The sequence below is a fragment of the Listeria grandensis genome, assembly GCF_014322885.1.
Classification (GTDB): domain Bacteria; phylum Bacillota; class Bacilli; order Lactobacillales; family Listeriaceae; genus Listeria_A; species Listeria_A grandensis.
This window is the reverse complement of sequence record NZ_JAASUG010000005.1, coordinates 61,098-85,668: the sequence shown is the minus strand read 5'-3', so window position 1 is coordinate 85,668 and position 24,571 is coordinate 61,098. Positions and strand designations below refer to the sequence as shown.

Here is a 24,571-nt window from a genome sequence, read left to right as displayed (position 1 = left end):
GGGTGTAATAGGTATTTATACAATTACATTATTGATCGTATTAATTTTGTTATATTTTAAAGTGTATGTTAATAACAAGAAAATAGTATTATATACCGTTTGTTCGTTGTACTTTGTGTGTTTAATTCTTTTTGGAGTTGCATTGGTAAAGGATTTTTTATATACACCATAGTAGAGTGGGGAAGTATCTGAAGTAGTAGAAAACTCTAAGGAGGAAAGAGCGTGCTTTTGATAAGCAGACGCTCTTTCCTTTTTAATGATGACGGATACCGAGAATAAAACAACGACGGTAGCCTACGATGATGCGGATGCGGTGTCGGAAACGAACCAATCAGGCGTTGCGACCTCGACGGTTTCGCAGTATGATAAGTATGGAAACGTGATTAAAGGAACCTCGGAACTAAGCACGGCGACGAATATTTTAGCGAATCCAAGTTTTGAGAAGGATTTAGTCGCGACGGAATGGTTCTCGCAAGTGTACCAAACGGCGACGGGAACGGTAGCGATCGACAAAACAACATCGGCACCGGGCGGCGTTAGTGGAGCGGCTTCCTTGAAGATTACAGGGAAATCGACGGGACGCGGGTTTACGGCTGGGAAGCAGATCGTGGAACTGGAGCCAGACGCCACGTATACGCTGAGCGCGCTGATCAAAACGAGCGACATGAAGGATACGAATGTGTTCTTTAACGTGGAGCTGCACGACGCGACGGGCAAACGTGTGACGGATGGCGAAGCGTGGCAGAATAACCGTTACAGCGATATCAAAGCGAACCGTCCGTGGACGAAACGCCAGTTGACGATTAAGACCACGAAAACGACCGCGAAAGCCTACATTTTCCTAGAAGTGGAACAAAATAAGGATACTGGTGGGACAGGAACGGCGTGGTTTGATAATGTACAACTCGAAAAAGGCGAGGCATCGGCGAACTTTAACCCAGTGTTGAACAGTAGTTTTGAAAATGGCACGGAATTGATGGCGACGGGCTGGTGGAGAGGTTCGACGGCGGGCGCAGATAAGTTGGCGATTGACGACACGGAAGGCTTCGCGGACAGTTCTTCGGCGCGCATTGTGCGGACAGCGGTGACGGACGTGGACAGCAAGTACGGACAAGAAATCGTGCTGAACCAAACGACGGCGAAAAACGTGACGGTCACCGCGATGTCGAAATCGGAAAACGTGGTGAATACGGCCGGCGGCGAGAAACTGTCGAACGATTACGCGATTCTTGCCGAAGCTGTATTGAGCGACGGCGTAACGAAATCATTCTATGCGCCATTCCCGACTGGAACGAATGAGTGGAATCGTAGCGCGGTGACGGTGAACGTAGACAAACCAATTACGCGCTTGAAAATCTGGACGTTATTCCGCGGGAAGCATACAGGTAAAGCATGGTTTGATAACATGCGTGTGATGGACGGGGAAGTATTGACGGAGAACACGTATGATAGCGCGGGGAATTATGTGGTCGCGTCCTATGACGAAGAACACCGTAAATCCACCTTCACGTACGATGTGTATGGCAACAAACTAACCGAAACCGATGAAAAAGGCAACACGAAGAAACTCGAATATAACGTTGATAACCAGTTGACGAAAACAACACTGGCGAATGGAACCGCCGTTGCCTACAAGTATGACGATAATGGCAATGCCACGGAGAAATTCGTAACAGCAGATGGTAAAGAGCAACAGAGTAGCTATATGTATAATAGTGATAATCAGATAACACAATTTACAGACTCTAAAGGTCAAAAAACTAGTTACGAGTACGACGCGAATGGAAATCAAGCTAAAATTATCAAGCCAAGCGGAGACGTAATTGAAGATATTTATGATTCCGCAGATCGTAACACAAATATAAAATGGAATGGCGAAACTGTGTTTAGCTACCAATTAGATGCAAATGGGAACGAAACAAAAGTCATGGATAACAAAAAAGGTGTTGTAAAGGAAACGGTGTATGGCACTGCTGACCGCTTGATAAAACAGACGGAACGTGGTGGTGCTATTTCATGGATATACAAAGATATTGCAACAAATGGAGCTGTTGGGGCAAGTGATAAGATAAGTGAAGTTTTAGTTTCTCAAAAAGATTATCAAAATAAAGTGAGTTATGGATATAGTCAATTGAATCAAAATGTGAAATTAAATGATGGTAAATATAACTATATTATGGACTATGATGAGTCTGGAAATATAAGTGGTTATACTTCTGGCAACGGTGTGGGTAGTAACTTTAATTATGACAGTACTCGTAAAATGAATGAAATCCAAATTGGAAGTAAGCTAGGAGTCACTATTTTTGAAGAGAACTACAAATATGATACAGTGAATCGGCTCGTAGGTATCGATAGTCCCCAAAATGGGGATACAAGCTATGAATATGATACGATTAACCAGTTAACTAAAGAGGCCCTACCTGACGGAACGACCAAAACTTACGCTTACGATGGTTTCGGAAATCGTGTAAAAGTGACAAATTCAAAAGAATCGGAATACAGTAAGGCTAGCTACAACAGTGGTAATCAACTAATTGATTGGAAAGGCACTCAAATAACATATGACAAAAATGGAAATCGACTTTCTGATGGTAAATATATCTACAAATGGAATGTTGCAGATCAATTAGTAGCTGTTACAAAAGTTTCGGAGAGTGCCCCATTTGTAACCTATGAATATGATGATAAAGATCGTCGTATTACTAAAACACTTAATGGGAAAATAACTAGATATCACTATGATGGTGATACGATTAATGTGTTGTATGAAACGGATGAAACAGGGACACTGTTACGTCATTACATTTATGGAGCTGGAAATACACGCTTGGCCATGAAAACTGGTGGAGTAACTCTATTCTATCATCATAATTCTCGTGGTGATATAATTGCGATGACAGATGAGTCAGGAGCTGTTGTTGCTAAGTATAGTTATGACGCTTGGGGAAATGTGCTAGAATCAAAGGAAATGACAGAAGAGGCAAAACAGAATACGATTGGCTATGCGGGCTATACCTATGATAAAGAAATAGGTATGTATTACTTGATTGCGCGTTATTATGAACCAGAACAAGGTGTATTTATAAGTTCAGATCCAGATAATGGAGATGACGATGATCCTAGTTCGATGAATGGATATAACTATGCAAATAATAATCCCGTTATGAACATCGATCCAGATGGTCATTTTTGGATGTGGTTTTTAAGGAGTGTCTGGATTGGTGGCAAATATGTTGTCAAAAAATCTAAGAAATGGGTTAAAAAGGCACCTAAGAAAAAACCAGGTGACAGTCTTAAATTTGGAAGTAATACGAAAAAAGCGAATAAGTTGGCTAATCAAATGAAGAGTCGAGGGTGGACACAAGCAAGTATTAAGAAATTAATCAATAATCCCTACACTACCAGGAAAAGTACAAATAAAGCAACTGGTAACTCTGCAACTGTTTATTATGATAAAAAAGGTACCTATGTAATTGTAGACAATCGTACCAAAGAAATTGTTCAAGTGAGTAACAGGTATGATAAAAATTGGCAGCCAGACCCATCGATAATAAAACCTTACAAACCCAAAAAATAAAGGAGAGTGTCACTGAGAATGGATATAGTAAAAAAATTAGCGAGTATGGATAATAACTATAGGATGGATAGAAGTATCTATATACACCCTGAAAATATAAAAAAGATGTTAAGTTCTGAAAAGGAAGTATTAGACTTATTAATTACACCATTTTTAATAGGAGAAAGAGACCGAGAAGTATATGAATTGTTGTACTATAAAACTTATAGCGAGGTTATAAATGATGGGGAGAGCGGAACAATAACATATGATCCTGGTAATCTTCTTTCGGTAGAGATAACCTCTCAAATATTTCCAGGAGCATACATTAATAAAAATGATATTACTTTTTTTAATGAATTTTGGGATTCATACTTTAACTCCATGGAAAAAATGAAATTTAACGATGATACAACAGCTACGAAATTATTAAAAAAAGGAGCACAGATATTTTATGAAGTTGTATAGTTTACAATGCCTTTGTGAGTAATAATTAGAATTTGAGATAATTCAAATAAGTATGTTCTCCTTGTATGAGGAGAACATATCATACATAACATATTCACATTATAGATTTTATAATGGAAAATATTCTTACAGATGGTAGGCGGGTGTAAATTGGATAAGATTAATATTATGGATTTAATCAAAAGCAATCTTAGTGAGACCTTGAATGGTACAATTACCAGTGAAGAGCTGGTTGAAAGGTCTGAAAAAATATTATATGTTGATGATACTCAACAGTCAATCAATGATAACCTATCATTTGAAGAAAGGTCGTTATTAGAAGATATATCAGCTCAATGGGACCTACATCTGGATAATTCATATGATATCGATATCCTGAAAAATTTGGATTTTGGAATTGTTAAATTCCCAAGGGCATATTTAAAGGATTGGTATAAGCAAACACTTTAGATAATTAATCTAGTTTTAGGACGCTATATCTGACTAAAGTGAAGGATAGAAAAATATGTCCATTTTAAGTGATGCCAAAACTGAACAAGAGATTTTAAAATTTATGGAGTAACAATACTATTGTGGGGCTGAAATTTAGCCCTGCTCTACATAGGTGAAGTAATTAGATAATAGACGAATAAAAAGTATAGACCAATTAACATCCATCACGAAAAAAGGTGAAAGTTCTGCGTTCGTAACATATAAATACGGTGACGATAATCGACATATTTAAAAAAATGTAGACGGGCAAGTAACGAAGTATTTCTACGATGGAGATAGTATTGACGTTCTGTACGAAACAGACGGCGCAGGAACGGTGCAACGCCAATATGTCTATTCGGATAGCAACGTACGCATGGCGATGTTATTGCCCTGACGAATGAGGAAGGCGACACGGTGGCAGAATACAGCTACGACGCATGGGGTAATGTACTACAAGCAACGGAAACAACCAAGGAAGCCAAACAAAAACCATTCGGCTATGCTGGATACACCTATGATAAAGAAATAAGTATGTATTACTTGATGGCTCGTTATTATGAACCAGAACAAGGCACCTTTATCAGTGTCGACCCAGATTCTGGTGATGAAGACGACCCATTGACGATGAATAGCTATAATTATGCCAACAATAATCCAGTGATGCATATCGATCCAGACGGACATTGGGTATGGCTTGCGATTAACGCAGGGTTTGCAGCTTATGATGGTTATAAATCTTATAAGAAGACGAAAAGTTGGAAAAAGGCGGGCATAGCTGCAGCGAAAGGTGCCCTTGGTGGTAGTAAGTAGAAAAGCAGCTAGTGGTGTACGGGTATATAGATAGAATAAATAAACCTTTAAAAGTAAAGATTAAAGGGTATTCTAAACATGGTATACATCAAGCTATATCGAGGGATGGTAGAGGTGTTAAACCATCTGCACAATCAGCTACAATTCGAGCGCCTAGGAAAACTATTGTTCAAAAGAGAGGGGGAAGTAGAACAATTCGAATGGAAAGAAAGAGAAGTATTGTAGTAGTGAATATGAAAAGAAAAGTAGTCACAACGATGGCTCGTGGGAAAGGAAATACTAGGATAAAGAGAGTGAAGTGATAATTGGATGAAGATAAGACAAAAAGAAGTATTGTATGATTTACTCAAAAAATCCCCAGAATACATCGATGAGATAGAAAGGAATGGCGTAAACAACCTTAATTCTGAAAGCGTAGAAAAAATTATAGATATACTTCTTACAGCTTTTACAGATTACGGTCTAGAAGATGATGAACCAAATAAGTATGGTTTGGAAATAGAAGATTTAATTGACATAATTAATGATGCTGAATAGTAGATGCTGGATGAATATCTATAAAGTAGACAGCTGGATAACAAAGAAAGGGTCCACTGAAAAAGTGATGTCCTTTCTTTGTAGCTTGAGTTTACAATTGAAGTGCGGCAGTATGCAAAAAGAGACTCATAATGAAAATCCGGGTAAAATAGTATTTGCGACAAAACCATGTTGACAGGGTAATTATGAGTAAAGTATGGACCGAATTTAAGAAAAATAGACTAAATCCAGAGCTAAATTGTATAGCGATAAATGGTATTGAAATGGAGATAGCTAAACAAATCTATCAGGAGTATTGCATAGAGATATTAAGTGATATTTTACCTAAAAAAATCCAATGTTAATTACTTTGCTTTGATAGTCGAAGAGGTAGAATTTCCCACGCGTGTAGATCACTATAAAAAAGTTTGGGGTAAGAATAAAGATGTTGTTAATAGCGCTGAGTGTGTCTTATCTCAAGAATATGCGGAGGAAACAGATGGGGTAACTTTCTTTTATGGAGTTGTTGAAATTAAGGAAAACATATCAAAAAATATAATGGGCATAATTAATAAAATTCCATATTATATAATTTTGTGGAATAATAAGGTTGGAAAATTTAGATATACCAGCTATGTTTCACAAGGAGTCTATAAAAGAAAATAGTGGAGATACTTTTAAGCAACGTGATTATCCAATTTATTTTCAAAAGATAGATTCTGGATTTGAAATATGTCTTTATGTGTTTCTTGCTATTTCTTTTTCATCAAATATAGAAGGGAATACTAAAGTAGATACGGAAAGATTGAAAACTGAGATAAAAGAAATTAAAAATCGATGAAAAAGAAGTTCGTGTCTACAGTATTCATGATGACAGGTTTGGAATAATGGGAGACGGAACTGAAGTGCCGGATTTCTTTTGGATGATAGGTTGCATTGAAGGAAAAAGCCTTTGGGTAGATTTGTCTAGTGAGCATCATTGCGTTTACGAACAAAAAGACCAAGGAATATTTTTGCTGTTTGATGAGATAAGGTGTTTTGTGGAGGCCTGTGAGAGTTAATTAGGTTTCGATAAAAGAGACGGTATTAGATACGATCAAGGAGGAACAAAAATGTCCACAAAATTCATGTATGAACGTTTAATAAAATGTCAAGAGGAGCAAAAACTCGTGGCTATCTATACGGTTCGCGAAGCAGATTATTTCGAGGCGGGGTACATCGAAGCGCTCACTGCAAGCGACGTCATGTTCCGTGCAAGGCGCGCGGATGGCTATGAGGAAGGGTTTGTCGTGCTGCCACTGGAAATGGTGTATCGCATCGAAATCGACACGGCTTTTCTGAAAACCGCAGAATTACTCGCGAAGCAGCTAGGCCAACCGAGAAGTCCAGCGTTCTTTGATAAAGTACCAAACAAAAAGCATTCGCTATTCGAAATTGCGATGGACACTTTTATTTATTATGAGTGATGCAAAGGAGTCAAGGAAGCATGTGGGGATTTATTTTATATTTGATTGGTGGGATTATTAGTTCTGTTATCGGTATAGTTGTACTTGATAGCAAGACTCCCATTATTAAAAAAATGATAGGCGTGGTGTTTTTCCTAGGTTTAGGGTCTGCGCTATTAAAAAACGCATGGGAGAGCGGTAAGGTGATGTTTAGTGGATAAAATATTTCTTAACTATATTGGAATTTAAGGTGTTGAGCTAGTGTAAGAATAGCGAAGCAACAAATGCTTTTTGTTTTTAGGAACGATTACATGGATATAGTTGATTAATCATATTTTTGACTTATAATAAGCCTGCTTTGTAATAAGGGTACTTCTAAGGGAAGGAGGTAAAACATGCGACTACTGAAAGCATTGCGTGATATAGAAGAGGCCTTAATCGACAATCACAGCGTCGATATTCAGCGAAATAGAATCCAGTTGGATCTCATATATCCTGATAATGGCAAGAAAATGAATGTTGTTTTTAGGAAAGTTAGTGCGTTTTATTTTGTAAATGGATACGAGGATAGTCGTTATGCTACAAGTGATTATGAGTATGGCGAAAAGCGGGAGTTGTTATCTATAGTTTATGACGATTCGAAAAATCAAGGCTTATTCATAAAATCCGGAGATAATTTTTATAATGGGTTTGATTCTAAATTTAATTTCACGCTAGAATTCATGGAAGGTTTACTACTAATTGAGGCGGATGAAATTGATATTGATGGCTGCAAGTTTGAAAATTTGGTTAGAAAGGGCGAATTGTGATGGCGGAACAGAAGGAGCGTCCTAATAAAACATGGAGGCTTTGGGTAACGTGTATTTGTTTGGCATTGGCCACCATATTATTAATATACTACTTCACAGGAAACTTTATAACTGAATCCATATTAGAAGTTGTCACTGGATTTATTTTACTTGCTAATATTTTTCTTCTTCAGGATTTAATCGGTAAACTGAGGTTGAATAAACGATTGGAAAATTTACTTCAAACAATATGCATTGGACTGATGATGACAATTATTATAGCATCTTATTTTTTTATATTAATTCAAAAGGAGGTTCGCACATGCCAGATATGCTAGTGCTTGTATTTTTGATAAATGTACTTATTTTAACTTACTTAATATTGTTTGCGAAATATCGGCCTAAAAAATATAAGACAATCTATTCTTGCGTACTGATGGTTGTTGTATTAGTCGCATTCGGTAGCTATATTTGGTATTCGATTGGTGAATTAATCGCTTGATTCTGGAGGATGGTAACGATGTCAAAAGTATGGACGGAGTTTAATAGCAAGTCTATATCTCATTTAAACTTAAATTGCATGGCGATAAAAGGAATATTGCATAAAAACATTAGACGCAACTCTACCGTTACCAGAGAACATGAATTATTTTGTTTTGGTTTTTGAAGATACGATGGAACTAGGCGATTTGGATATACCAGATATATTTTTGAGGGAAAAAAGTAAGCTAGATAATGCAGATACATATGAAGCAAAGTGATTATCCGGTTTATTTTCAGTTTTTGAACGCAGGGTGTGAAGCGGGTTTATATGTTTTTGTTACACCTGAGTTTTATTCAAGGATGCATTGAAGTAATAAAAGTCTCTTTATCTATGACGCTGATGACGATAATTTTGGTAGCATTGGAAATGGTATCTTGGTTCCGGATTCTTTTGTTTTTTGATACAATAATGGGCTTCTTAAAGAAGGGGGAGATTAAAATAGATATAATTGGTGAGGAGTATAGAGAATTTATTTACAATAGTTTTCAAAAAAGGGAGTTAGAAAAACCGCTTTTTTATAATTCTTCCGTAGCTATACGTTTTGAATTAGGTGAAAGCAGTATGAATACTGATGAATTACTGTACATGAACCAGGTGTACAAGCGATCCCAAGTATTATTTAAAGAAATATTTTTACCGGACGATCAGTTATATGTAGTGTGGTATTCAGAATGCACTCCGGGAAGAAAATGGGAACCCACAGGGGTATTGAAAAAATATCTTAAAGTAAAGTCATTGAAAAATCGTCTTAGTGCCAAGAAAGTATTGAGAGATGGAGTTTATTTTTTTAAGTTTGTTCTTCAATGTAGTGTAAAAGATATCCGAATTACAGTAATGCTAGTGGCAATAGCAAATCAAGATATGAATATAGCTCCAAAGCTAGAGTATGAATGCTATTTTCTAAATATCGAGAAGAAAATAATTTATCATATGTATGATGATCGAGGTCTAGACATTGTAGCTAATTCAGCAGAAATTTTGAAGCCAATTTATCACAAGTACAATGATTGGGCTCTGTCTTACGATAGAAATGAAATTGAGGATAAGCTTGGTTTGTAGGGAGGGTATTAAAATTATCGGTTTTATATTAAAATTCAGCCTAGTTTTCATCGTGATGATTAGTTTTTTTGGAGCAGCTAATAAATTGGACATTATGGTGAGAAGTGAGAGTACGAAAAAAGTTATTTCTTTCCTACTGTTGATTTTTATATTTTTCCTGCTTACTTGTGGAACATATCTGTATGCCTGGGGTGAGGAAATAGCGATTAAACCACTTGAATTTATCATTGTAAGTGTGTTGGCGGTGTGTGCTCTCATTATTTTTGGGGGGGAAAACAAAGAGTTGGTTTTTGGTTGTATTTGGAGGAATCTTTTCAATAGTGTGCCTTGCCTACATTGTCAATGGAACTGTGATGGAGGCAATGGCGTTGTTCTCATAGCTATCTATACGGCTCGCGAAAAGGAGGAAGGTAATCGCAGGAGGTGCTTATCTGGTAGTAGTATTCAGCTTTCTACTAAGTTTCTACAGATATTAATTTTAGGAGGTACACAATGATTCGATATGAAAAAATTTTAGTTGGCATATATTCACCAGATTTGGATAGTTATGCAGACCAAGGTGATATTCTTTTTCTCCCTCAACAGGGTGATTCTGCGAAAAAATTCTTCAGGCCAAGAAGAGGGACTTCCTATTTTGTAGCGCTCCATGACAATAGAAAACCGAGCGCCATTGGTGTCGTGAAAAGAATAAAAGGTGGGATAACAGCGGAAGATTTGGCACGGCTGGATTGCAATACTAGTGGCAAGAAAAGATCTATCCCTGATAATTTAGATATGTACGAAAAATACTTAGAGCGAGTTAGTAGATTTCCAGAAAACCAGGCAATGGCACTTTATTGGCAGGATAGGTTTGGATCAAAGGAAAAAACATTGGTTGTTAATAAAGCTATTTTAAGAGGATATGATAATCTAAATTTAGAAGAACTTTTACAATTTGATTCTAGGATGTGTATGAAAGATTATCTGGAAAAGCAAAACACTAATCTTAAGGAGGACTGATCTTACAATGAAACTCACAGGAAAAGCTTCACTAGAGAATGAATTTTACTTATATTCTATGAATGGCGGCGGGCCAGCTACATACACAATTACGGACGGCATGCTAGAAATTCTGCACGGTGATCAGCGTTTGGAATTCCCGTACATACTATAATCAGCCAAGTTTTACAGTTTGGGAGGCTGTTTTGACAGATTTTTTTGGGTTTGATGGGAAGGGCATCACAGAGTTTAATAGTGAACTCGATGTAATCAATTATACTGCACTTGATATGATGGGAGTGCGCGAGGTTATAGGGGGTTATCAAGCTTTGGCCGTCTTCAAAGATGATAAATCTTATCGTGTTTATCAATGATATGCTTGAATTAAAAACAATATTATGTACACTAATACCTTTAATTTGTCTATATAATCCAATTCTATCTATGCTAAAATTGTTTTGTAAGCGCTTTTTTAGTTCTGGTTAAATTCAGCATGTCTTGGGAGATTAGAAAATGGAAAGGGGTTTTTTCATGAGTAAGAAGGGCTTGATTTTTTCGATTGTTTTTGTGCTGTGTGTTAGCTTGGTTCCGATGTTTTCGGTGCCGTCTCGAAGTGTTCAGGCGGAGGAGCAGGTCACGAATAAGAATTTCATGATTTATTACCGGGCTTGGCGGGATGTGGAGATGAAGGGGGTTAACACGAGCTTGCCTGATGAGAACTGGATTAGTATGAGCGATATTCCGTACGGGATAAATATTGTTAACGTGTTTAGTTATGTGCCGCCTGGTCAGGAGGAGCTTGCAAAACCGTTTTTTGATAAGCTAAAAGCGGAATATGAGCCGGAGTTGCATGCGCGGGGTGTGAAGCTGATTCGTGGTTTTGATTATTCGAAATTGCTGGCTATTCCTTATGCAGGCGCTTTTCCGACAGAGCAGGAATTCGATAGTTATGCTAAGGCATTGCTGGATGAACTGATGGTGCCGTGGGGATTGGATGGTTTGGACATTGATATGGAAACGTATCCGACTGCGGATGAGGTGAAGATTTCTGACGGTGTTGTGAAGGCGTTATCGAAATATATCGGCCCGAAAGCCAATAACGGCACGCTTTTTTTGTATGATACGAATGCGCAAAATATGAATCCATTTAAAAATGTGAGCGATAGTTTTGACTTGCTGGCGTATCAACAGTATGGAAGTGGTCCAAGCAGAACGGAAATGGCGGCTAATGCGTATGCGCCGTATTTGCCGAAGTCGCAGTTTTTACCGGGCCTTACTTTTCCAGAGGAGCAGGATCGGAATCGGTGGTATGATACGAGGCTTCCGTACGAAGATTCGAACATATATCAAGTCGCGAAGCACGTTCGGGAGAATAATTTATCGGGGATGTTCTTGTACGCTTTCGACCGAGATGGAAAAACTTACAATGAGCCGGACATAAATAGTGTCTCACCTTCGAACTTGTTATGGACGAAAACGGCAATCCTAGAAGTCAACGGTTATTCTGTGGATACTGCAAAATCGTTGGCAAACCATCATTTACAGCGAATTAAGTACAGCAGAAATCTAACGAACGAAAAAGTAGCAGAAGTGGAGAGCGCGATCAACAAGGCAACCAACCTTTATGAGGCCAATGTAGCTATCTTAGGTGCGAATTTCGAAACAGCGCTGAGTCCAAGCTACGACCCAATCTTAGAGCAAAAGCTAACATCGATTTATCTCACATCAGCATTCAGCGCGATCGACGAAGCTGACGCAATCCTATCCAAAGTCAAAACAAATGCAGCAGACATTGAAGCTCTGAAAAACGCCAAAGAAGCCTTAGAAACGCTGATTGGTGGGAAGAAATATTCTGAGTCGGAAGTGAATGAAGCCGTGGAACAACTTTTGAATAGTATCGCGGCAATCCCGAAACCAGTGACCGTAAGCTATCAAAATGTAAACGGTCAAAAACTGGCGGAGGATTTGCAGCTCACTGGTAAATTCGGTAGCAGTTATGAAGTTCCGCAAAAAGATATCCCGAATTACACTTTACAAGAAACAAAAGGGCTAAGCAGTGGCATGTTCACAGAGCAAGAACAGGGCGTCATTTATGTTTATGCGAAATCCGAACCTGAGCCGGTGCCAGCTGTCGACGATAAACCTATTGTCAAAGAAGTAAAGGCAGCCCCAGTAGTGATGAATACGGGAGGAACTGCGAAACTTCCGCAAACAGGGGATCGAGCTTCTAGCGAGTGGCCGGCAGTCGTCGGTGCGTTAGCGATTTTTGCATCTATCGTTGTGTTACGTAGAAAAGGTATTTGACATTAGTCGCGAAACCTAGTATTCTAAAAGCATATTTTAGTAACGAAAAGAGGTGAGGAATCCATGAAATTCTCAATAGCGCGTTTGAAGTTAGTAAGTAATTTATGCAGTATCATCCGTGCCGTTTTTTCCATTATGTCAGTTACAGGGTACAAGTCTGCCCAATTTCAGTAACTGAATATCGGAAAAATAAGAGAAGCATGGATTCCCACGTTGAAATAAGATAGATAAGAAGCTTGGGCATTTGTCTCGAATTTTGGAATAGGGCGTTTTGTGACGCGTTGTTTGCCGGATTATCGAGGATTTGCTTAAGCTTTTTTGTGCATGCAGATGAAAAGCTGAAACGGCCCGTTAGCTCCGAAAAAAACTGGAGCGGCCGCAGTAAAAAGCCGCTCTTTCTTTTTGCGGAGGGCGTGAAGTTTTCGAGGAGTTGGCCGTAGAAGCTGGATCCGAAGGCGCGGGACATGAAGCAGCACATGGATGACATGCTTCTCGAACAATGATGAGGAGTAGGAATTATGACAATAGTAGCTTTAAATAATGTAACAAAACGGTTTACTGGGGATTTGATTTTAGAGAAAATTAGTTTACAGGTGGAGCAGGGAGAACGAATTGGGCTCATCGGTCGAAATGGTGAGGGGAAAAGTACGATTTTGAAGATTATTGCGCGGATTGAGCCACCTGATGAGGGGATTGTTTCGGTGCAAAAGGGCGCGACGGTGGGTTTGTTGGATCAGATGCCGAACGTGACGGGCACGATGGTTGTGCGCGATTTTCTGAGGACGGCGTTTGGGCATGTACTGGCTTTACAGGTGGAATTGGAAGCGATGGAGAGTCGAATGATGCATGATACGAACGAGAAGTTGCTGCGAGATTATGGTGAGAAGCAGGCTCGTTTTATCGAGTTGGGAGGCTATAATTTAGACACGGATATGGATAAAATTTTGCATGGGTTAGGAATTCCTCATTTGGCGGATAAGCCTTGGGAACAGCTTAGTGGCGGGGAGCGTACGAAGGTGTCGCTTGCTAAGATGTTGTTGGAGGAACCTGATTTGCTGCTTCTGGATGAGCCGACAAACCATCTTGATTTGCGGGCGGTGGAGTGGTTGACGCAGTTTTTGAGGGTATATCGGGGGACGGTGTTGGTTGTTTCGCATGATCGGTATTTCTTGGATGAGGTTGTGAACAAGATTGTGGAACTTGAAAACAAGGAGTTGATCACGTATCACACGAATTTCTCGGGATATTTAGTGGAGCGTGAGGAGCGGCTACTCAAGGAATTCAAGGATTATAAGGATCAGCAGAAGAAAATCAAGAAGATGAAACAGGCTATCAAGCGGTTGCGGCAATGGGCGATGGAGGCTAATCCGCCGAATGATGCGTTGTTCCGCCGCGCAAAAAGTATGGAGAAGGCGCTAGATCGGATTGAGGTCTTGAAAAAACCGGCTTTGGAGCAGAAGAAAATGCGGCTTGAATTCGAGGAGTCGAAACGTAGCGGGGAAGATGTGGTGATTTTTGAGCAGGTTGGGTTGGAATTCGGGATGCGGGTTCTGTTTGAGAGCCTGGACTGGCACGTGAGGCAGAAGGAGCGAGTTGCGATTGTTGGTGATAATGGGGCTGGGAAGTCGACACTTTTGAAGCTGATCCTTGGTGAGTTGCAGCCTGACATCGGGACGGTGCATGTAGGGCCAAGTGTTGACATTGCTTATTTATCGCAGCACATGGATGTCGGGGATGAAAATCAGACGGTTCTAGAGGCGTTTCGCGATAAGGTGGCGGTTGTTGAGGGTGACGCGCGACATATGTTGGCGACTTTCTTATTCTACGGCGAAATGGTGTTTCGAAAAGTGGCAAACTTAAGTGGTGGCGAGAGGATGCGTCTTAGTTTGGCGCAGTTTATGAATCAACCGGTGAACACGTTGCTTCTAGATGAACCGACAAACCATTTGGACATTGCGTCACGGGAAGTTCTAGAGGAAGCATTGCGAAATTTTGAGGGGACGATTATTGCGATTTCGCATGACCGCTTTTTCATGGACCAGATTTTTGATAGGACGGTTTGGTTGGAACGGGGGCAGATTTTGTCGTACGGGGGAAATTATTCGTATGCTACCGAAAAACGAAAAGCAATTGTTTCACGTGAAACATAGAGACTATATACCTATGGCGAATGGATGTAAAAAACGCCTACAAGTCCTTTCATATCAAAATAGTTAGCTGATGGTCTAAAAGTCAAACTAGTTCAGAAAAAACTGATAATTATCAGCCTCTTGACATATGACGCTATTTCTTGTAGCATTTATACAATTAGCAAAATCTATCGGCGGAAACGAAGAGGGGTTGCGAGTGATTTTTCTACTATTAAGAATGGCTTGTAATTTTGGAGCGGTGACGTCAACCAAATTTGAAGGAGTGTTGCGACCCATGTGGGAGACTAAGTTTGCAAAAGAAGGTCTTACTTTTGATGATGTATTGTTGGTACCGGCGAAATCGGATGTGCTGCCGAATGAAGTGGATTTGAAAGTCGAAATGACGCCGACACTGAAGCTCAATGTACCGGTTTTTAGTGCGGGTATGGATACGATTACGGAGGCTAAAATGGCGATTGCGATTGCGCGCCAGGGCGGTATCGGGGTGATTCATAAGAACATGACAGCCGACGAGCAAGCTGGGGAAATTGAGAAGGTGAAACGTTCGGAGAGTGGTGTTATTATTGACCCATTCTACTTGACGCCAGATCATAAAGTATTTGACGCGGAGCATTTGATGGCGAAATATCGCATTTCGGGTGTACCGATTGTTAATAATGAAGAAGACCGCATTCTTGTTGGGATTTTGACCAACCGTGATTTGCGTTTCATTACAGACTATTCGATCGTGATTTCTGATGTGATGACGAAGGAAAACCTAGTTACAGCACCAGTTGGCACGACGTTGAAGCAAGCGGAGAACATCCTACAGAAGCACCGCATCGAGAAACTTCCACTCGTGGATGACAATGGTGTTTTGAAAGGTCTTATTACGATAAAAGACATTGAAAAAGTGATTGAGTTCCCGAATTCGGCGAAGGATTCTCATGGTCGTTTGCTCGTTGCAGCAGCAGTTGGCGTGACGCATGATACGCTGAGCCGTGCGGAGAAACTAGTCAAAGCTGGCGCGGATGCTATCATTATTGATACGGCACACGGTCACTCGCAAGGCGTTTTAGACAAAATTGCTGAGATTCGTGCGGCGTTCCCGGACGTAAATATTGTTGCTGGTAACGTGGCTACGGCTGCGGCAACGCGTGAACTTTTTGATGTTGGGGTGGATATCGTGAAAGTGGGTATCGGACCTGGTTCGATTTGTACGACGCGTGTGGTCGCAGGTGTTGGGGTTCCTCAGATTACGGCGATTTATGATTGTGCGACGGTTGCGCGTGAGTATGGCAAAACGATTATTGCGGATGGCGGGATTAAGTATTCTGGCGATATCGTGAAGGCTCTTGCGTCTGGTGGTCATGCGGTTATGATCGGTAGTATGTTTGCTGGAACCGACGAAAGTCCTGGCGAAACGGAAATTTTCCAAGGCCGTCGTTTTAAAACGTATCGCGGTATGGGTAGTCTGGCTGCGATGGAGAAGGGCTCCAAGGACCGTTATTTCCAAGCCGACGCGAAGAAGCTAGTTCCGGAGGGTATCGAAGGTCGTGTGCCTTACAAGGGCTCTCTTGCGGACGTGCTGTTTCAACTGATTGGCGGTATTCGTTCTGGTATGGGTTATTGTGGTTCGGCCGATTTGCGCCACTTACGTGAAGAGTCGCAATTCATTCGGATGACTGGTGCAGGCTTGCGTGAGTCGCATCCACACGATATCCAAATTACGAAAGAAGCGCCAAACTATAGTATTTCTTAAATAAACAAAATAAAGCGTCCTAGGCTTGATGAGACTCGCAAATCTCATCAAAGCTAGGACGCTTTTTGGTGTGGCTAGTTTTTCCTCGTTCTAGCTTGTGCTACGAATAGCATGGAAGCAAGAAGGCATAAAACTAAGCCGATTAGGATTAAATTACGCTCTGAGCTGTCACCGGTTTTTGGTATTTTTGACTCTGTTGTTTTCGATGCTGTCATTTTTGTTGATGTGCTCGTTTCCTCTAGAGCTGGTGCTTTTTCTGCAGGATCTTTGATGGTTGATTTTTCTACGTTCGGTGTTTTTGTGCTTGGTGTTTTTGTGCTTGGTGTTTTTGTGCTTGGTGTTTTTGTACTTGGTGTTTTTGTACTTGGTGTTTTTGTGCTTGGTGTTACTGTACCTGGTGTTACTGTACCAGGTGTTTCTGTACTTGGTGTTTCTGTACCTGGTTTCTCTGTACCTGGATTCACTGGTGTTGGATCATCAGGTGTAGGGTCGTCATCAAATATAGGGTCATCAAATGATGGTCCTGGTCGGAGCATAATCACATTCTCCACCACGACTTTTACCGGAGTTTGATCATCGCCAAAAGGAATTTCAAATAGGAACGGCGTGCTGTCCAATGTGTAGCCAGCAGGAGCCTCTGTCTCAACAAAGCTGTACATCCCAGGTTTTAAGTCATCCACAGCCAAAAATCCATTCTCGTCCGTGATGAGGCCTTCTTGTAAAATCGTACCTTGTTCGTCAAGTAAGTCAAAAGTTGCCCCAGAGAGTGTTACCGTGTGGTCTGCCGAATCGACTTTGGTGAGCACGACAGAACCAGTTTTAACGAAATTCTTTGTTTGTAAGATAATCGGATCGGTGTCTAGGTCTGTAATCGTTACGGATTGTGGTGTGCTATCAAGGATATAACCGACTGGTGCGGATGTTTCCACGATGCTGTACGTACCAGGATATAGGGCTGCCGATAGAAGAACGCCGTCTTTGTCTGTTTTTCCTTGGAAAACGGTAGTATTATTCGCATCTGTGATGGTATACGCAGCACCTGCGACTTCCTTGCCGAAGTTATCTGTTTTCATTATTTTGATGCGACCGTCGTATTTCTTCGTTGCTACGGTGTTGGATTGGATAATGTTGTTCGATACGTTCATATAAGCTGCGTTCGGGAGCGTATCGCCAATTTTTAAGGTAGAAACATCTGCTTCAAAAGTCCAGCTATTGATTGCATTTTTCGGTGTATCCACGAGCGTTGTTATTGTTACCGAATCGGCGTCGTATTGAATGTCAAACTTACTCGAATCGTAATCGAGTATGGATGTGATGTGAATTCGGGAATCTAGCGGATCGGTAATAATCGTGCCCGCAGGAATGTTTGCGCCGTCCAACGACATCAGTTTTAGCGTGTAAGTTAGCATGTTTTCATCGTAGTTGAGAATCTGTTTATCTACGCTCTTGCTTAGAACATAGCTCGTTCCGTAATGCTGAATTGCTTTAACAGGAAACGTTTTTTGAATAGCGATGCTGTTTGATGCTGTGAAGTTCGCCGCGTTCACTTGTGTACCGAGATCAGGATCATCCACGTTTAAAGCGTATTCAATAAAGTAAGTATCATCAATCGTTATGTCGCCTAAGTCTACTTTAAACGTGTGCGTTGTTGTATCGTAACTAATCTTGTTTTGGAAATCCGCAGTCACGTATTTATAACTGTTAACGACGCCCTCTTCATCAAAAGTATTAGCCTTTAGAATGCGAATATTGTCAACAGTCATACTGTTTCCAGGAATATTCGAGTTCTTGTTTGTGGCTACTAAAGAGGTTCCAACGGGTAGGGTATCAGTGATGACGACATCATTAAGAGTCGTGTTTTGGTAGTTCACGACAAGTTGAAATTTATTGTTCTCAGGTGCGGTTGTATTTAAAATTGCGACGTTATTGGGGTCTAAGTCACCCTTATACCATTTATCAAAAACTGGTTTTATAATTGGGTTCTTTTTCTCGACGTCAACAGTTACTGTATCGTGTTTCGTAGCGTAGTCAACGGAAAATGTCTGTGTGTCATTGTGTGTATTGCCAATTGTAAGTATTGGCGCGCCGAACTTGATCTGGAAAATCCCATGAAAAGCATCAGTCGGGGCAATCATGGTAGTGTCAATGGAGATTACAAGTTTGTAATTCGCATCGTCTGTTGTGACACTTTTTAGCTTGAAAGGCGCGGGTAAGTCAAGTTTCGATGTGAAATCGGTTGTGCTATAAACGATGTCTTTTGGTATTGTAACGGTAATGTCGCCGTTCTTAGATGTGATGGAACCTGCGCTACCGGAAAGATCAATTCGAATGGTGATTTCTTCTCGGTCAGTAATGGAACCAGATGGAACGGTAATCGCCGTTTGGATACTATCTGTGGAAGACCTAGTTTGAGCAGTTACGGCAAAACTGAATGATTGTAGAGATAAGATAAGACAAATCAAGGTTATTAAGTATTTTTTTTGGTTTTTCATCATGTGTCTCCTTCTATGGAAATGTTTTTTTGAAAAATCTAACTTATTGGAATAGATTAACTAATCATGGTGCATTTAATGATCCCTCCTTTGACAATACGTGTTATAAATTTCTTGTTTGACTCTACAAAGTGAAATTTTAACATAGACATTTAGTCCTGTAAAGTGTGATAAAACACATGCTATGTTCCATATGTAATGTAAATAATTTTTTTATTGTAAAAAATCAGAATAAAATTAGCCACATTTATGTTAAATTCATTACTAATTAAATTGGATTTCCGCTGATATTTGTGATGTCCACTTTATGTGTACAATGTACTGTGTATAAACTATGAAATTTTTCCAAATTTGGTATGTAAGGTGGTGTATATAGAACTATCGCAACAGGAAAAAGCATCCTAAATGGGAAGCGTGCTTTCTCCTGTTGGGCTGGGTGAAATGTCCTTATTCTCCAGCTTACACTGTTTTGCGTGCAACTTCTTTATAGCCTTACGTTGACATCTGCAATTTCTACTTTATCAATGGCTTTCGTGATGCTTGCGAGACCGCTGATGGTGAAGTTTCCGTTGGCAAGTGTGCTTAATAACAGTTCCATTAACCCAAAGGCGGATACTATGTCTTTGCCGTATGTTCCTGTGATAGTTGCATCTCCGAACGTATACGTATTAGTGTAGATGTGAAAGGAATTATGAGTGTACAATTGGAAAAAGTTGTGAAGATACAGGATTTCGCTTTATGGTGTAGAATTGTGACGAATTTATGTTGTTTTTATAAGAGATTGGAAAAACTTTGTTGCTGGAAGGACTCATCGTGAAAAAACGGATTTCGCGAAAGCCCTTCTTTTGTTTGGAGAAAAACGGTATACTAGATGGATAGAAAAGTTTGTACGGGAGATAAGGTAGGTGCTAATAAATGATTGAACAATATTGGAGTAGATCACAACAGGTTTTACAGGAGAGCTTTGGGTATTCGACATTTCGTGATGGACAAGAGGACGTGTTGCGGAATCTGTTTGCGCGTAAGGATACGCTAGCAATCATGCCGACGGGTGGCGGAAAGTCGCTTTGTTACCAGATTCCAGCGCTTGTCTTGGATGGCTTGACGATCGTTGTTTCGCCACTGATTTCGTTGATGAAGGATCAGGTGGATGCGCTGAATGAGCAGGGGATTCCGGCGACATTTGTTAATAGTTCACTTTCGGGCAACGAGATTGACAATCGGCTTTGGGATGCGGAAAATGGAGCGGTGAAGTTGCTTTATATCGCGCCGGAACGCTTGGAGACGGCGAGCTTTAAGCGTTTGGTAGATACGACGGATATTGCGCTTTTCGCGATTGATGAGGCGCATTGTATTTCGCATTGGGGACATGATTTTCGACCGAGTTATTTGACGTTGTGTGATACGCTGGACCTTATTCACCCGCGGCCGCTCATTATTGCGCTGACGGCGACGGCAACGCCAACGGTTTCAGAGGACATTATGAAGTTGCTCGACATCGGCGCAGATAGCATTGTGCAGACGGGCTTTGCACGGGAGAACTTGGCGTTTCAGGTCGTGAAGGGGCAGGATCGTGATAAGTATTTGCTTGATTATGTGAAAACGAATGGTGAGCAGTCGGGGATCGTGTATGCGGCGACGCGTAAAGAGGTGGAGCGGCTGTACGAGATGCTAACGAAAAAGGGGATTCCGACGGGAAAATATCATGGCGGTATGTCGGATAAGGAGCGTAACGCTTGGCAGGAGAAGTTTTTGTACGATGATGTGCGCGTGATGGTAGCAACGAATGCGTTTGGAATGGGAATCAACAAGTCGAATGTGCGGTATGTGATTCATTATAATTTGCCGCGAAATGTCGAGGCCTATTATCAAGAAGCTGGGCGTGCTGGGCGTGACGGTGTTGCCAGCGATTGTATTTTGCTTTTCGGTCCGCAAGACACGCATATTCAGCATTTTTTAATTGATCAGTCGGAAATGGACGAAGAACGCAAGCAAAACGAGTATGCAAAACTGCGTCAAATGGCGGGTTACGGCTATACGGAGATCTGTTTGCAGAAATATATTGTGCAATATTTTGGCGAGGAAGGCGAGAACTGTGGGCGTTGCGGGAATTGCCTAGATACGCGGGAGGCGCAGGATATCACGATTGAGGCGCAGCAAGTCTTTTCATGTATTAAAAGAATGCAAGAACGGTTCGGAAAAGTGATGGTGGCCAAAGTGTTAACAGGCTCGAAGGATCAGAAAATTCAACAGTGGCGTTTGGAAGAACTATCAACGCATGGTTTGATGAAGGATCGCTCGCAAAAAGATGTGTTGCAATTGATCGATTATTTGGCGGCGGAGAAGTATCTAGCGTATACAGACAGCCAATTTCCATCGTTAAAACTGACGAATGAGGCGGTTAACGTCCTGCTTGGTAAAGAGAAAGTGACGCGGAAAACGGCTCGTAAAGTTACGAAAGTATCGATTGATGTGGACGAGGGCTTGTTCGGCGAATTGCGCGAAGTACGTCGGGAACTTGCATCGAAGCACAAAGTTCCGCCATACATTATTTTCTCCGACGAAACGCTACGGCAAATGTGTGAATACTTGCCGAAAGATGAAGAGGCATTCCTCGAAATCAAAGGTGTCGGTATGAATAAGCTTGAGAAATATGGTGCGGAATTCTTGGAAGTACTACAAAAGCAAGCATAAAAAAGCAGTATTTGGGCGTATTCTTAAACCCAGATACTGCTTTTTTGTTGCTTAGTTTTGATTCGTGATTCTTACATAATTCGCAAGGCTACCGAATGTATTTTTTAGTTCCGCCGAGCTTGTTGTTAGTGTGCCCATGTTTTTGCCGCTCAGAATATTATTCAGTCGGAAAACATCGACAGAATCCCAGGTTTGCGTACTATTTGCTGCATTCCAGACGCTGATTTTGCCACCGGAAATGCTTATGGAACTGTTGTAAAAGGCATACATGAAGTTTGTTTTATTTGGGCTCTCCAAGTTCAGATACGCGACATGATCAAAAACATAATCGATACCAAAACTATAAGAGAAGCCCTCTGCCGCTTCCGTTGTGCGAACATTGAATACCGCATTTGGTGCCACTTCTACGCGTGCATTTTTGGCTGTGTATTCTGTTCGTAGCATCGGTTGCGCGCCACTTGCCGTGAAGCTAGCGCCATCTGCAATGCTGATTTTAGAGAAGCCGTAAATCGCGTTCTGTCCATACCAAGGCCCTTTACTACCAGGGTACAGCTCTACTTTTGCCTGAGGTTCAACGATGAAGTTTTTGTCCGTATTACCCATACCCATCGTAATGACCGTCGAGCCGCTTTCGTTAGATGAACCGCCGCCCTCCGTGGAACCATAGTAATAAGAGCCTGCCTTAATCGTCATATTGCGAACGTAAACATTGCTACCTGTCGTTGATTTAATCACGTTATGACCATCAAAAGTAACTACTGCGCCCAGCACATTATTACGAATAAAGAGAGTGCCGTTAAACGTGATGTCTTTAGCGTTAATGTTCATGCCGTAGTTGTTGTACTCAGAAGTAGGACTATAAATACTTCCGTAGGCGTTATTACCAGCTACCTTACCACCAAAAATATCAAATTGAATGCGTTTCCCTGCCGCATCATTTTTGCTTAAATAGTAGTTCGAGGTATTCATCGTGTAGCCATTTAGGTTTAGTTTCGTATCATCCGAAAGCTGTAAATTCTTAGTGAATGTCACATTATTCATCAGCTTCAAATTTGTAAGCCCGCTTGCTAGAGCTGCCTCAAGATCCTGCGCTGACATAATTTCCGTCGGTTTCGCCGCATCATAAGAAAAATCAATGCTTCCTAGATTCAGCAACTCAAAATTCGGGAATGAAGAAGGTCTGCTAAAAATGAAATATACATCATGCGTACCCTTAACATTCGTTGTTGGGATTGTATTTAGAGCCCATGTGTTCACATTTCCTGTTTGTTTCAAAACCTTTGTCCCAATCGTTGTTCCCGTTGGACTATCCAGTTTCACTTCAACAGTCGTTGCATCATAGAGTACCGCCGTGGACATCTGCAAACTACCAAAAGACTTATCAAAATTCACATTTTTGTAAGAAACCCAGTTTTGTGTCGAAATATTCGATAGAAATGGCGTCTTGTCCGCTGTTGTAGGGACCGCATTAATCGCGCCATAACTTGTACTATAAGCATTCGCCGCTACTTTTCCAGACAACTCAGGTTGCTCACCAGTTATTGTATGATAGACATTATTTGCCAAGATGGCAGCGCCTTTCCCATTCGGATGCACGCCATCAGGTACAAATTCTTTCGCACCAACCGTCGCCGTCTGATTATCGATAATCGAAACGTCCACATTCGCTTTTTCAGCAGCCTCTACAATTTTTGGCAAAATTTTATCCATGTTTGCTTGGTTAATCATGTAAGCTGTGTTAAACACAACCGGTGGTAGGGAAACATAGACAATCGGTTTCGTTGCTAGCGCCTTATATTTATTAATTAATTTCACGTAATCGCCCACGTATTGATCGATTTTTGCAAAATTAAACGATTTAGAATCATTCGTGCCAAGTTGTATAATCACGACATTTGGGTTAGATGCCAAGCTTTGCGTGTACTGCGTTGTGCGGATATACGGATCATCCCCGTTCTCAAGCAAGGTTTTCCCGCTGTTCCCATAATTCGTGACATTGTAATTCGTTCCGAGTCGATTGTTCAGCTGTTTCGGATAAGCGTTATAAAAAACGTTTTCCACGTTCAGACCGTATGTGATACTATCCCCAATTGCAGCAACATTCACCGGTTTTGCATTTGAGAAAACATGAATCGCTCCTTTTACCGGTTTATGTGCATTTTCGGTTGTTCCGAATATAACATGTTCCCCAACCTCATTAAAAATGGCAGGATCAATAGTATTCCACTGTACTTTCACTTTTGTTAATTTATATGCATTGTCCGCTTGTTGCACCTCTGTAGGCAATCCAACTGCATTTCCAACTGTTGTCACAATATTTACTGTGGGAATAAAGCCAGTTTCGGCTGCTTTCGTCGATAAAGGTAAAATCACGAAAATGGCAAACATTAGGCATGTTATCCAAGCGTATTTTAGTATTTTTTTCAACATTTTCATCCTTTCTATTCATAACCTTTCCTAAGCATAAGCGAATTCCAATGGCGATACCAGCTTTATTTAGTGTCAAAAAGGACAAAAAAGGCTAGTATTAACAAAATGTTCACCAAAAG

Annotated in this window: 19 protein-coding genes and 1 pseudogene; 18 read left to right on the top strand and 2 right to left on the bottom strand. The window is 40.7% G+C overall.

Annotated features, from left to right (window positions below):
* Positions 1-256: 256 nt before the first annotated feature.
* The 17 genes and pseudogenes from HCJ54_RS08425 to guaB all read left to right on the top strand — a co-directional run bounded on the left by HCJ54_RS08425 (position 257) and on the right by guaB (position 16,836).
* Positions 257-3,580, top strand: a complete 3,324-nt coding sequence (locus HCJ54_RS08425; RefSeq protein WP_187137324.1) for a colicin E5-related ribonuclease — start codon at positions 257-259, stop codon at positions 3,578-3,580.
* Between the two features lie 18 nt (positions 3,581-3,598).
* Complete coding sequence (locus HCJ54_RS08420) at positions 3,599-4,027, top strand: hypothetical protein (RefSeq protein WP_187137323.1); 429 nt, start codon at positions 3,599-3,601, stop codon at positions 4,025-4,027.
* A gap of 150 nt (positions 4,028-4,177) precedes the next feature.
* Positions 4,178-4,477 carry a hypothetical protein gene (locus HCJ54_RS08415; RefSeq protein ID WP_244966922.1) on the top strand — a complete coding sequence of 100 codons (300 nt, stop codon included), beginning with the start codon at positions 4,178-4,180 and terminating at the stop codon, positions 4,475-4,477.
* 190 nt (positions 4,478-4,667) lie between these two features.
* Positions 4,668-5,293 (top strand): annotated as a pseudogene (locus HCJ54_RS08410) (RHS repeat-associated core domain-containing protein); the annotation flags it as partial.
* 327 nt (positions 5,294-5,620) lie between these two features.
* Complete coding sequence (locus HCJ54_RS08405; RefSeq protein WP_187137321.1) at positions 5,621-5,848, top strand: hypothetical protein; 228 nt, start codon at positions 5,621-5,623, stop codon at positions 5,846-5,848.
* A 589-nt stretch (positions 5,849-6,437) separates the two neighbouring features.
* Positions 6,438-6,668, top strand: a complete 231-nt coding sequence (locus tag HCJ54_RS08400) for a hypothetical protein (RefSeq protein ID WP_187137320.1) — start codon at positions 6,438-6,440, stop codon at positions 6,666-6,668.
* 271 nt (positions 6,669-6,939) lie between these two features.
* On the top strand, positions 6,940-7,293 hold the full coding sequence (locus HCJ54_RS08395) for a hypothetical protein (RefSeq protein WP_244966921.1): 354 nt from the start codon (positions 6,940-6,942) through the stop codon (positions 7,291-7,293).
* Positions 7,294-7,313: 20 nt separating this feature from the next.
* On the top strand, positions 7,314-7,493 hold the full coding sequence (locus tag HCJ54_RS08390) for a hypothetical protein (RefSeq protein WP_187137319.1): 180 nt from the start codon (positions 7,314-7,316) through the stop codon (positions 7,491-7,493).
* 174 nt (positions 7,494-7,667) lie between these two features.
* Complete coding sequence (locus HCJ54_RS08385) at positions 7,668-8,081, top strand: YxiG family protein (RefSeq protein ID WP_187137318.1); 414 nt, start codon at positions 7,668-7,670, stop codon at positions 8,079-8,081.
* 301 nt (positions 8,082-8,382) lie between these two features.
* Entirely contained in the window at positions 8,383-8,562 is a 180-nt protein-coding gene (locus tag HCJ54_RS08380) for a hypothetical protein (protein ID WP_036066466.1), read from the top strand.
* A gap of 372 nt (positions 8,563-8,934) precedes the next feature.
* A complete protein-coding gene (locus HCJ54_RS08375; RefSeq protein ID WP_187137317.1) occupies positions 8,935-9,663 on the top strand; it encodes a DUF3885 domain-containing protein in 729 nt (242 codons plus the stop codon).
* A gap of 492 nt (positions 9,664-10,155) precedes the next feature.
* Positions 10,156-10,662 carry a hypothetical protein gene (locus HCJ54_RS08370; protein WP_036066472.1) on the top strand — a complete coding sequence of 169 codons (507 nt, stop codon included), beginning with the start codon at positions 10,156-10,158 and terminating at the stop codon, positions 10,660-10,662.
* Between the two features lie 7 nt (positions 10,663-10,669).
* A complete protein-coding gene (locus tag HCJ54_RS08365) occupies positions 10,670-10,816 on the top strand; it encodes a hypothetical protein (RefSeq protein WP_187137316.1) in 147 nt (48 codons plus the stop codon).
* 31 nt (positions 10,817-10,847) lie between these two features.
* Positions 10,848-11,015 carry a hypothetical protein gene (locus HCJ54_RS08360; RefSeq protein WP_187137315.1) on the top strand — a complete coding sequence of 56 codons (168 nt, stop codon included), beginning with the start codon at positions 10,848-10,850 and terminating at the stop codon, positions 11,013-11,015.
* A 139-nt stretch (positions 11,016-11,154) separates the two neighbouring features.
* Positions 11,155-12,945, top strand: coding sequence for an EndoS/ChiA family endoglycosidase (locus tag HCJ54_RS08355; RefSeq protein WP_187137314.1), 1,791 nt, complete (start codon positions 11,155-11,157; stop codon positions 12,943-12,945).
* Positions 12,946-13,463: 518 nt separating this feature from the next.
* Entirely contained in the window at positions 13,464-15,095 is a 1,632-nt protein-coding gene (gene abc-f / locus HCJ54_RS08350) for a ribosomal protection-like ABC-F family protein (protein ID WP_187137313.1), read from the top strand.
* 274 nt (positions 15,096-15,369) lie between these two features.
* The gene (guaB, locus tag HCJ54_RS08345) at positions 15,370-16,836 is read left to right on the top strand and encodes an IMP dehydrogenase (protein ID WP_036066476.1); all 1,467 of its coding nucleotides are present in this window, start codon (positions 15,370-15,372) and stop codon (positions 16,834-16,836) included.
* Between the two features lie 74 nt (positions 16,837-16,910).
* On the opposite strand, the gene HCJ54_RS08340 is transcribed toward guaB, so the two are convergent.
* The gene (locus tag HCJ54_RS08340) at positions 16,911-19,331 is read right to left on the bottom strand and encodes an MSCRAMM family protein (RefSeq protein ID WP_187137312.1); all 2,421 of its coding nucleotides are present in this window, start codon (positions 19,329-19,331) and stop codon (positions 16,911-16,913) included.
* Positions 19,332-20,243: 912 nt separating this feature from the next.
* Between HCJ54_RS08340 and recQ the strand changes: the two genes are divergently transcribed.
* Complete coding sequence (gene recQ / locus HCJ54_RS08335; protein ID WP_036066478.1) at positions 20,244-22,022, top strand: DNA helicase RecQ; 1,779 nt, start codon at positions 20,244-20,246, stop codon at positions 22,020-22,022.
* Between the two features lie 51 nt (positions 22,023-22,073).
* Here recQ and HCJ54_RS08330 read toward each other — a convergent pair whose 3' ends face one another.
* Positions 22,074-24,452, bottom strand: a complete 2,379-nt coding sequence (locus HCJ54_RS08330; protein WP_187137311.1) for a GDSL-type esterase/lipase family protein — start codon at positions 24,450-24,452, stop codon at positions 22,074-22,076.
* Between the last annotated feature and the right edge of the window lie 119 nt (positions 24,453-24,571).

Coding starts and splice junctions, on each gene's coding strand:
- HCJ54_RS08425 (WP_187137324.1), top strand. CDS start 257: ATGATGACGGATACCGAGAATAAAACAACGACGGTAGCCTACGATGAT.
- HCJ54_RS08420 (WP_187137323.1), top strand. CDS start 3,599: ATGGATATAGTAAAAAAATTAGCGAGTATGGATAATAACTATAGGATG.
- HCJ54_RS08405 (WP_187137321.1), top strand. CDS start 5,621: ATGAAGATAAGACAAAAAGAAGTATTGTATGATTTACTCAAAAAATCC.
- HCJ54_RS08395 (WP_244966921.1), top strand. CDS start 6,940: ATGTCCACAAAATTCATGTATGAACGTTTAATAAAATGTCAAGAGGAG.
- HCJ54_RS08390 (WP_187137319.1), top strand. CDS start 7,314: ATGTGGGGATTTATTTTATATTTGATTGGTGGGATTATTAGTTCTGTT.
- HCJ54_RS08385 (WP_187137318.1), top strand. CDS start 7,668: ATGCGACTACTGAAAGCATTGCGTGATATAGAAGAGGCCTTAATCGAC.
- HCJ54_RS08380 (WP_036066466.1), top strand. CDS start 8,383: ATGCCAGATATGCTAGTGCTTGTATTTTTGATAAATGTACTTATTTTA.
- HCJ54_RS08375 (WP_187137317.1), top strand. CDS start 8,935: ATGACGCTGATGACGATAATTTTGGTAGCATTGGAAATGGTATCTTGG.
- HCJ54_RS08370 (WP_036066472.1), top strand. CDS start 10,156: ATGATTCGATATGAAAAAATTTTAGTTGGCATATATTCACCAGATTTG.
- HCJ54_RS08365 (WP_187137316.1), top strand. CDS start 10,670: ATGAAACTCACAGGAAAAGCTTCACTAGAGAATGAATTTTACTTATAT.
- HCJ54_RS08355 (WP_187137314.1), top strand. CDS start 11,155: ATGGAAAGGGGTTTTTTCATGAGTAAGAAGGGCTTGATTTTTTCGATT.
- abc-f (WP_187137313.1), top strand. CDS start 13,464: ATGACAATAGTAGCTTTAAATAATGTAACAAAACGGTTTACTGGGGAT.
- guaB (WP_036066476.1), top strand. CDS start 15,370: ATGTGGGAGACTAAGTTTGCAAAAGAAGGTCTTACTTTTGATGATGTA.
- HCJ54_RS08340 (WP_187137312.1), bottom strand. CDS start 19,331: ATGATGAAAAACCAAAAAAAATACTTAATAACCTTGATTTGTCTTATC.
- recQ (WP_036066478.1), top strand. CDS start 20,244: ATGATTGAACAATATTGGAGTAGATCACAACAGGTTTTACAGGAGAGC.
- HCJ54_RS08330 (WP_187137311.1), bottom strand. CDS start 24,452: ATGTTGAAAAAAATACTAAAATACGCTTGGATAACATGCCTAATGTTT.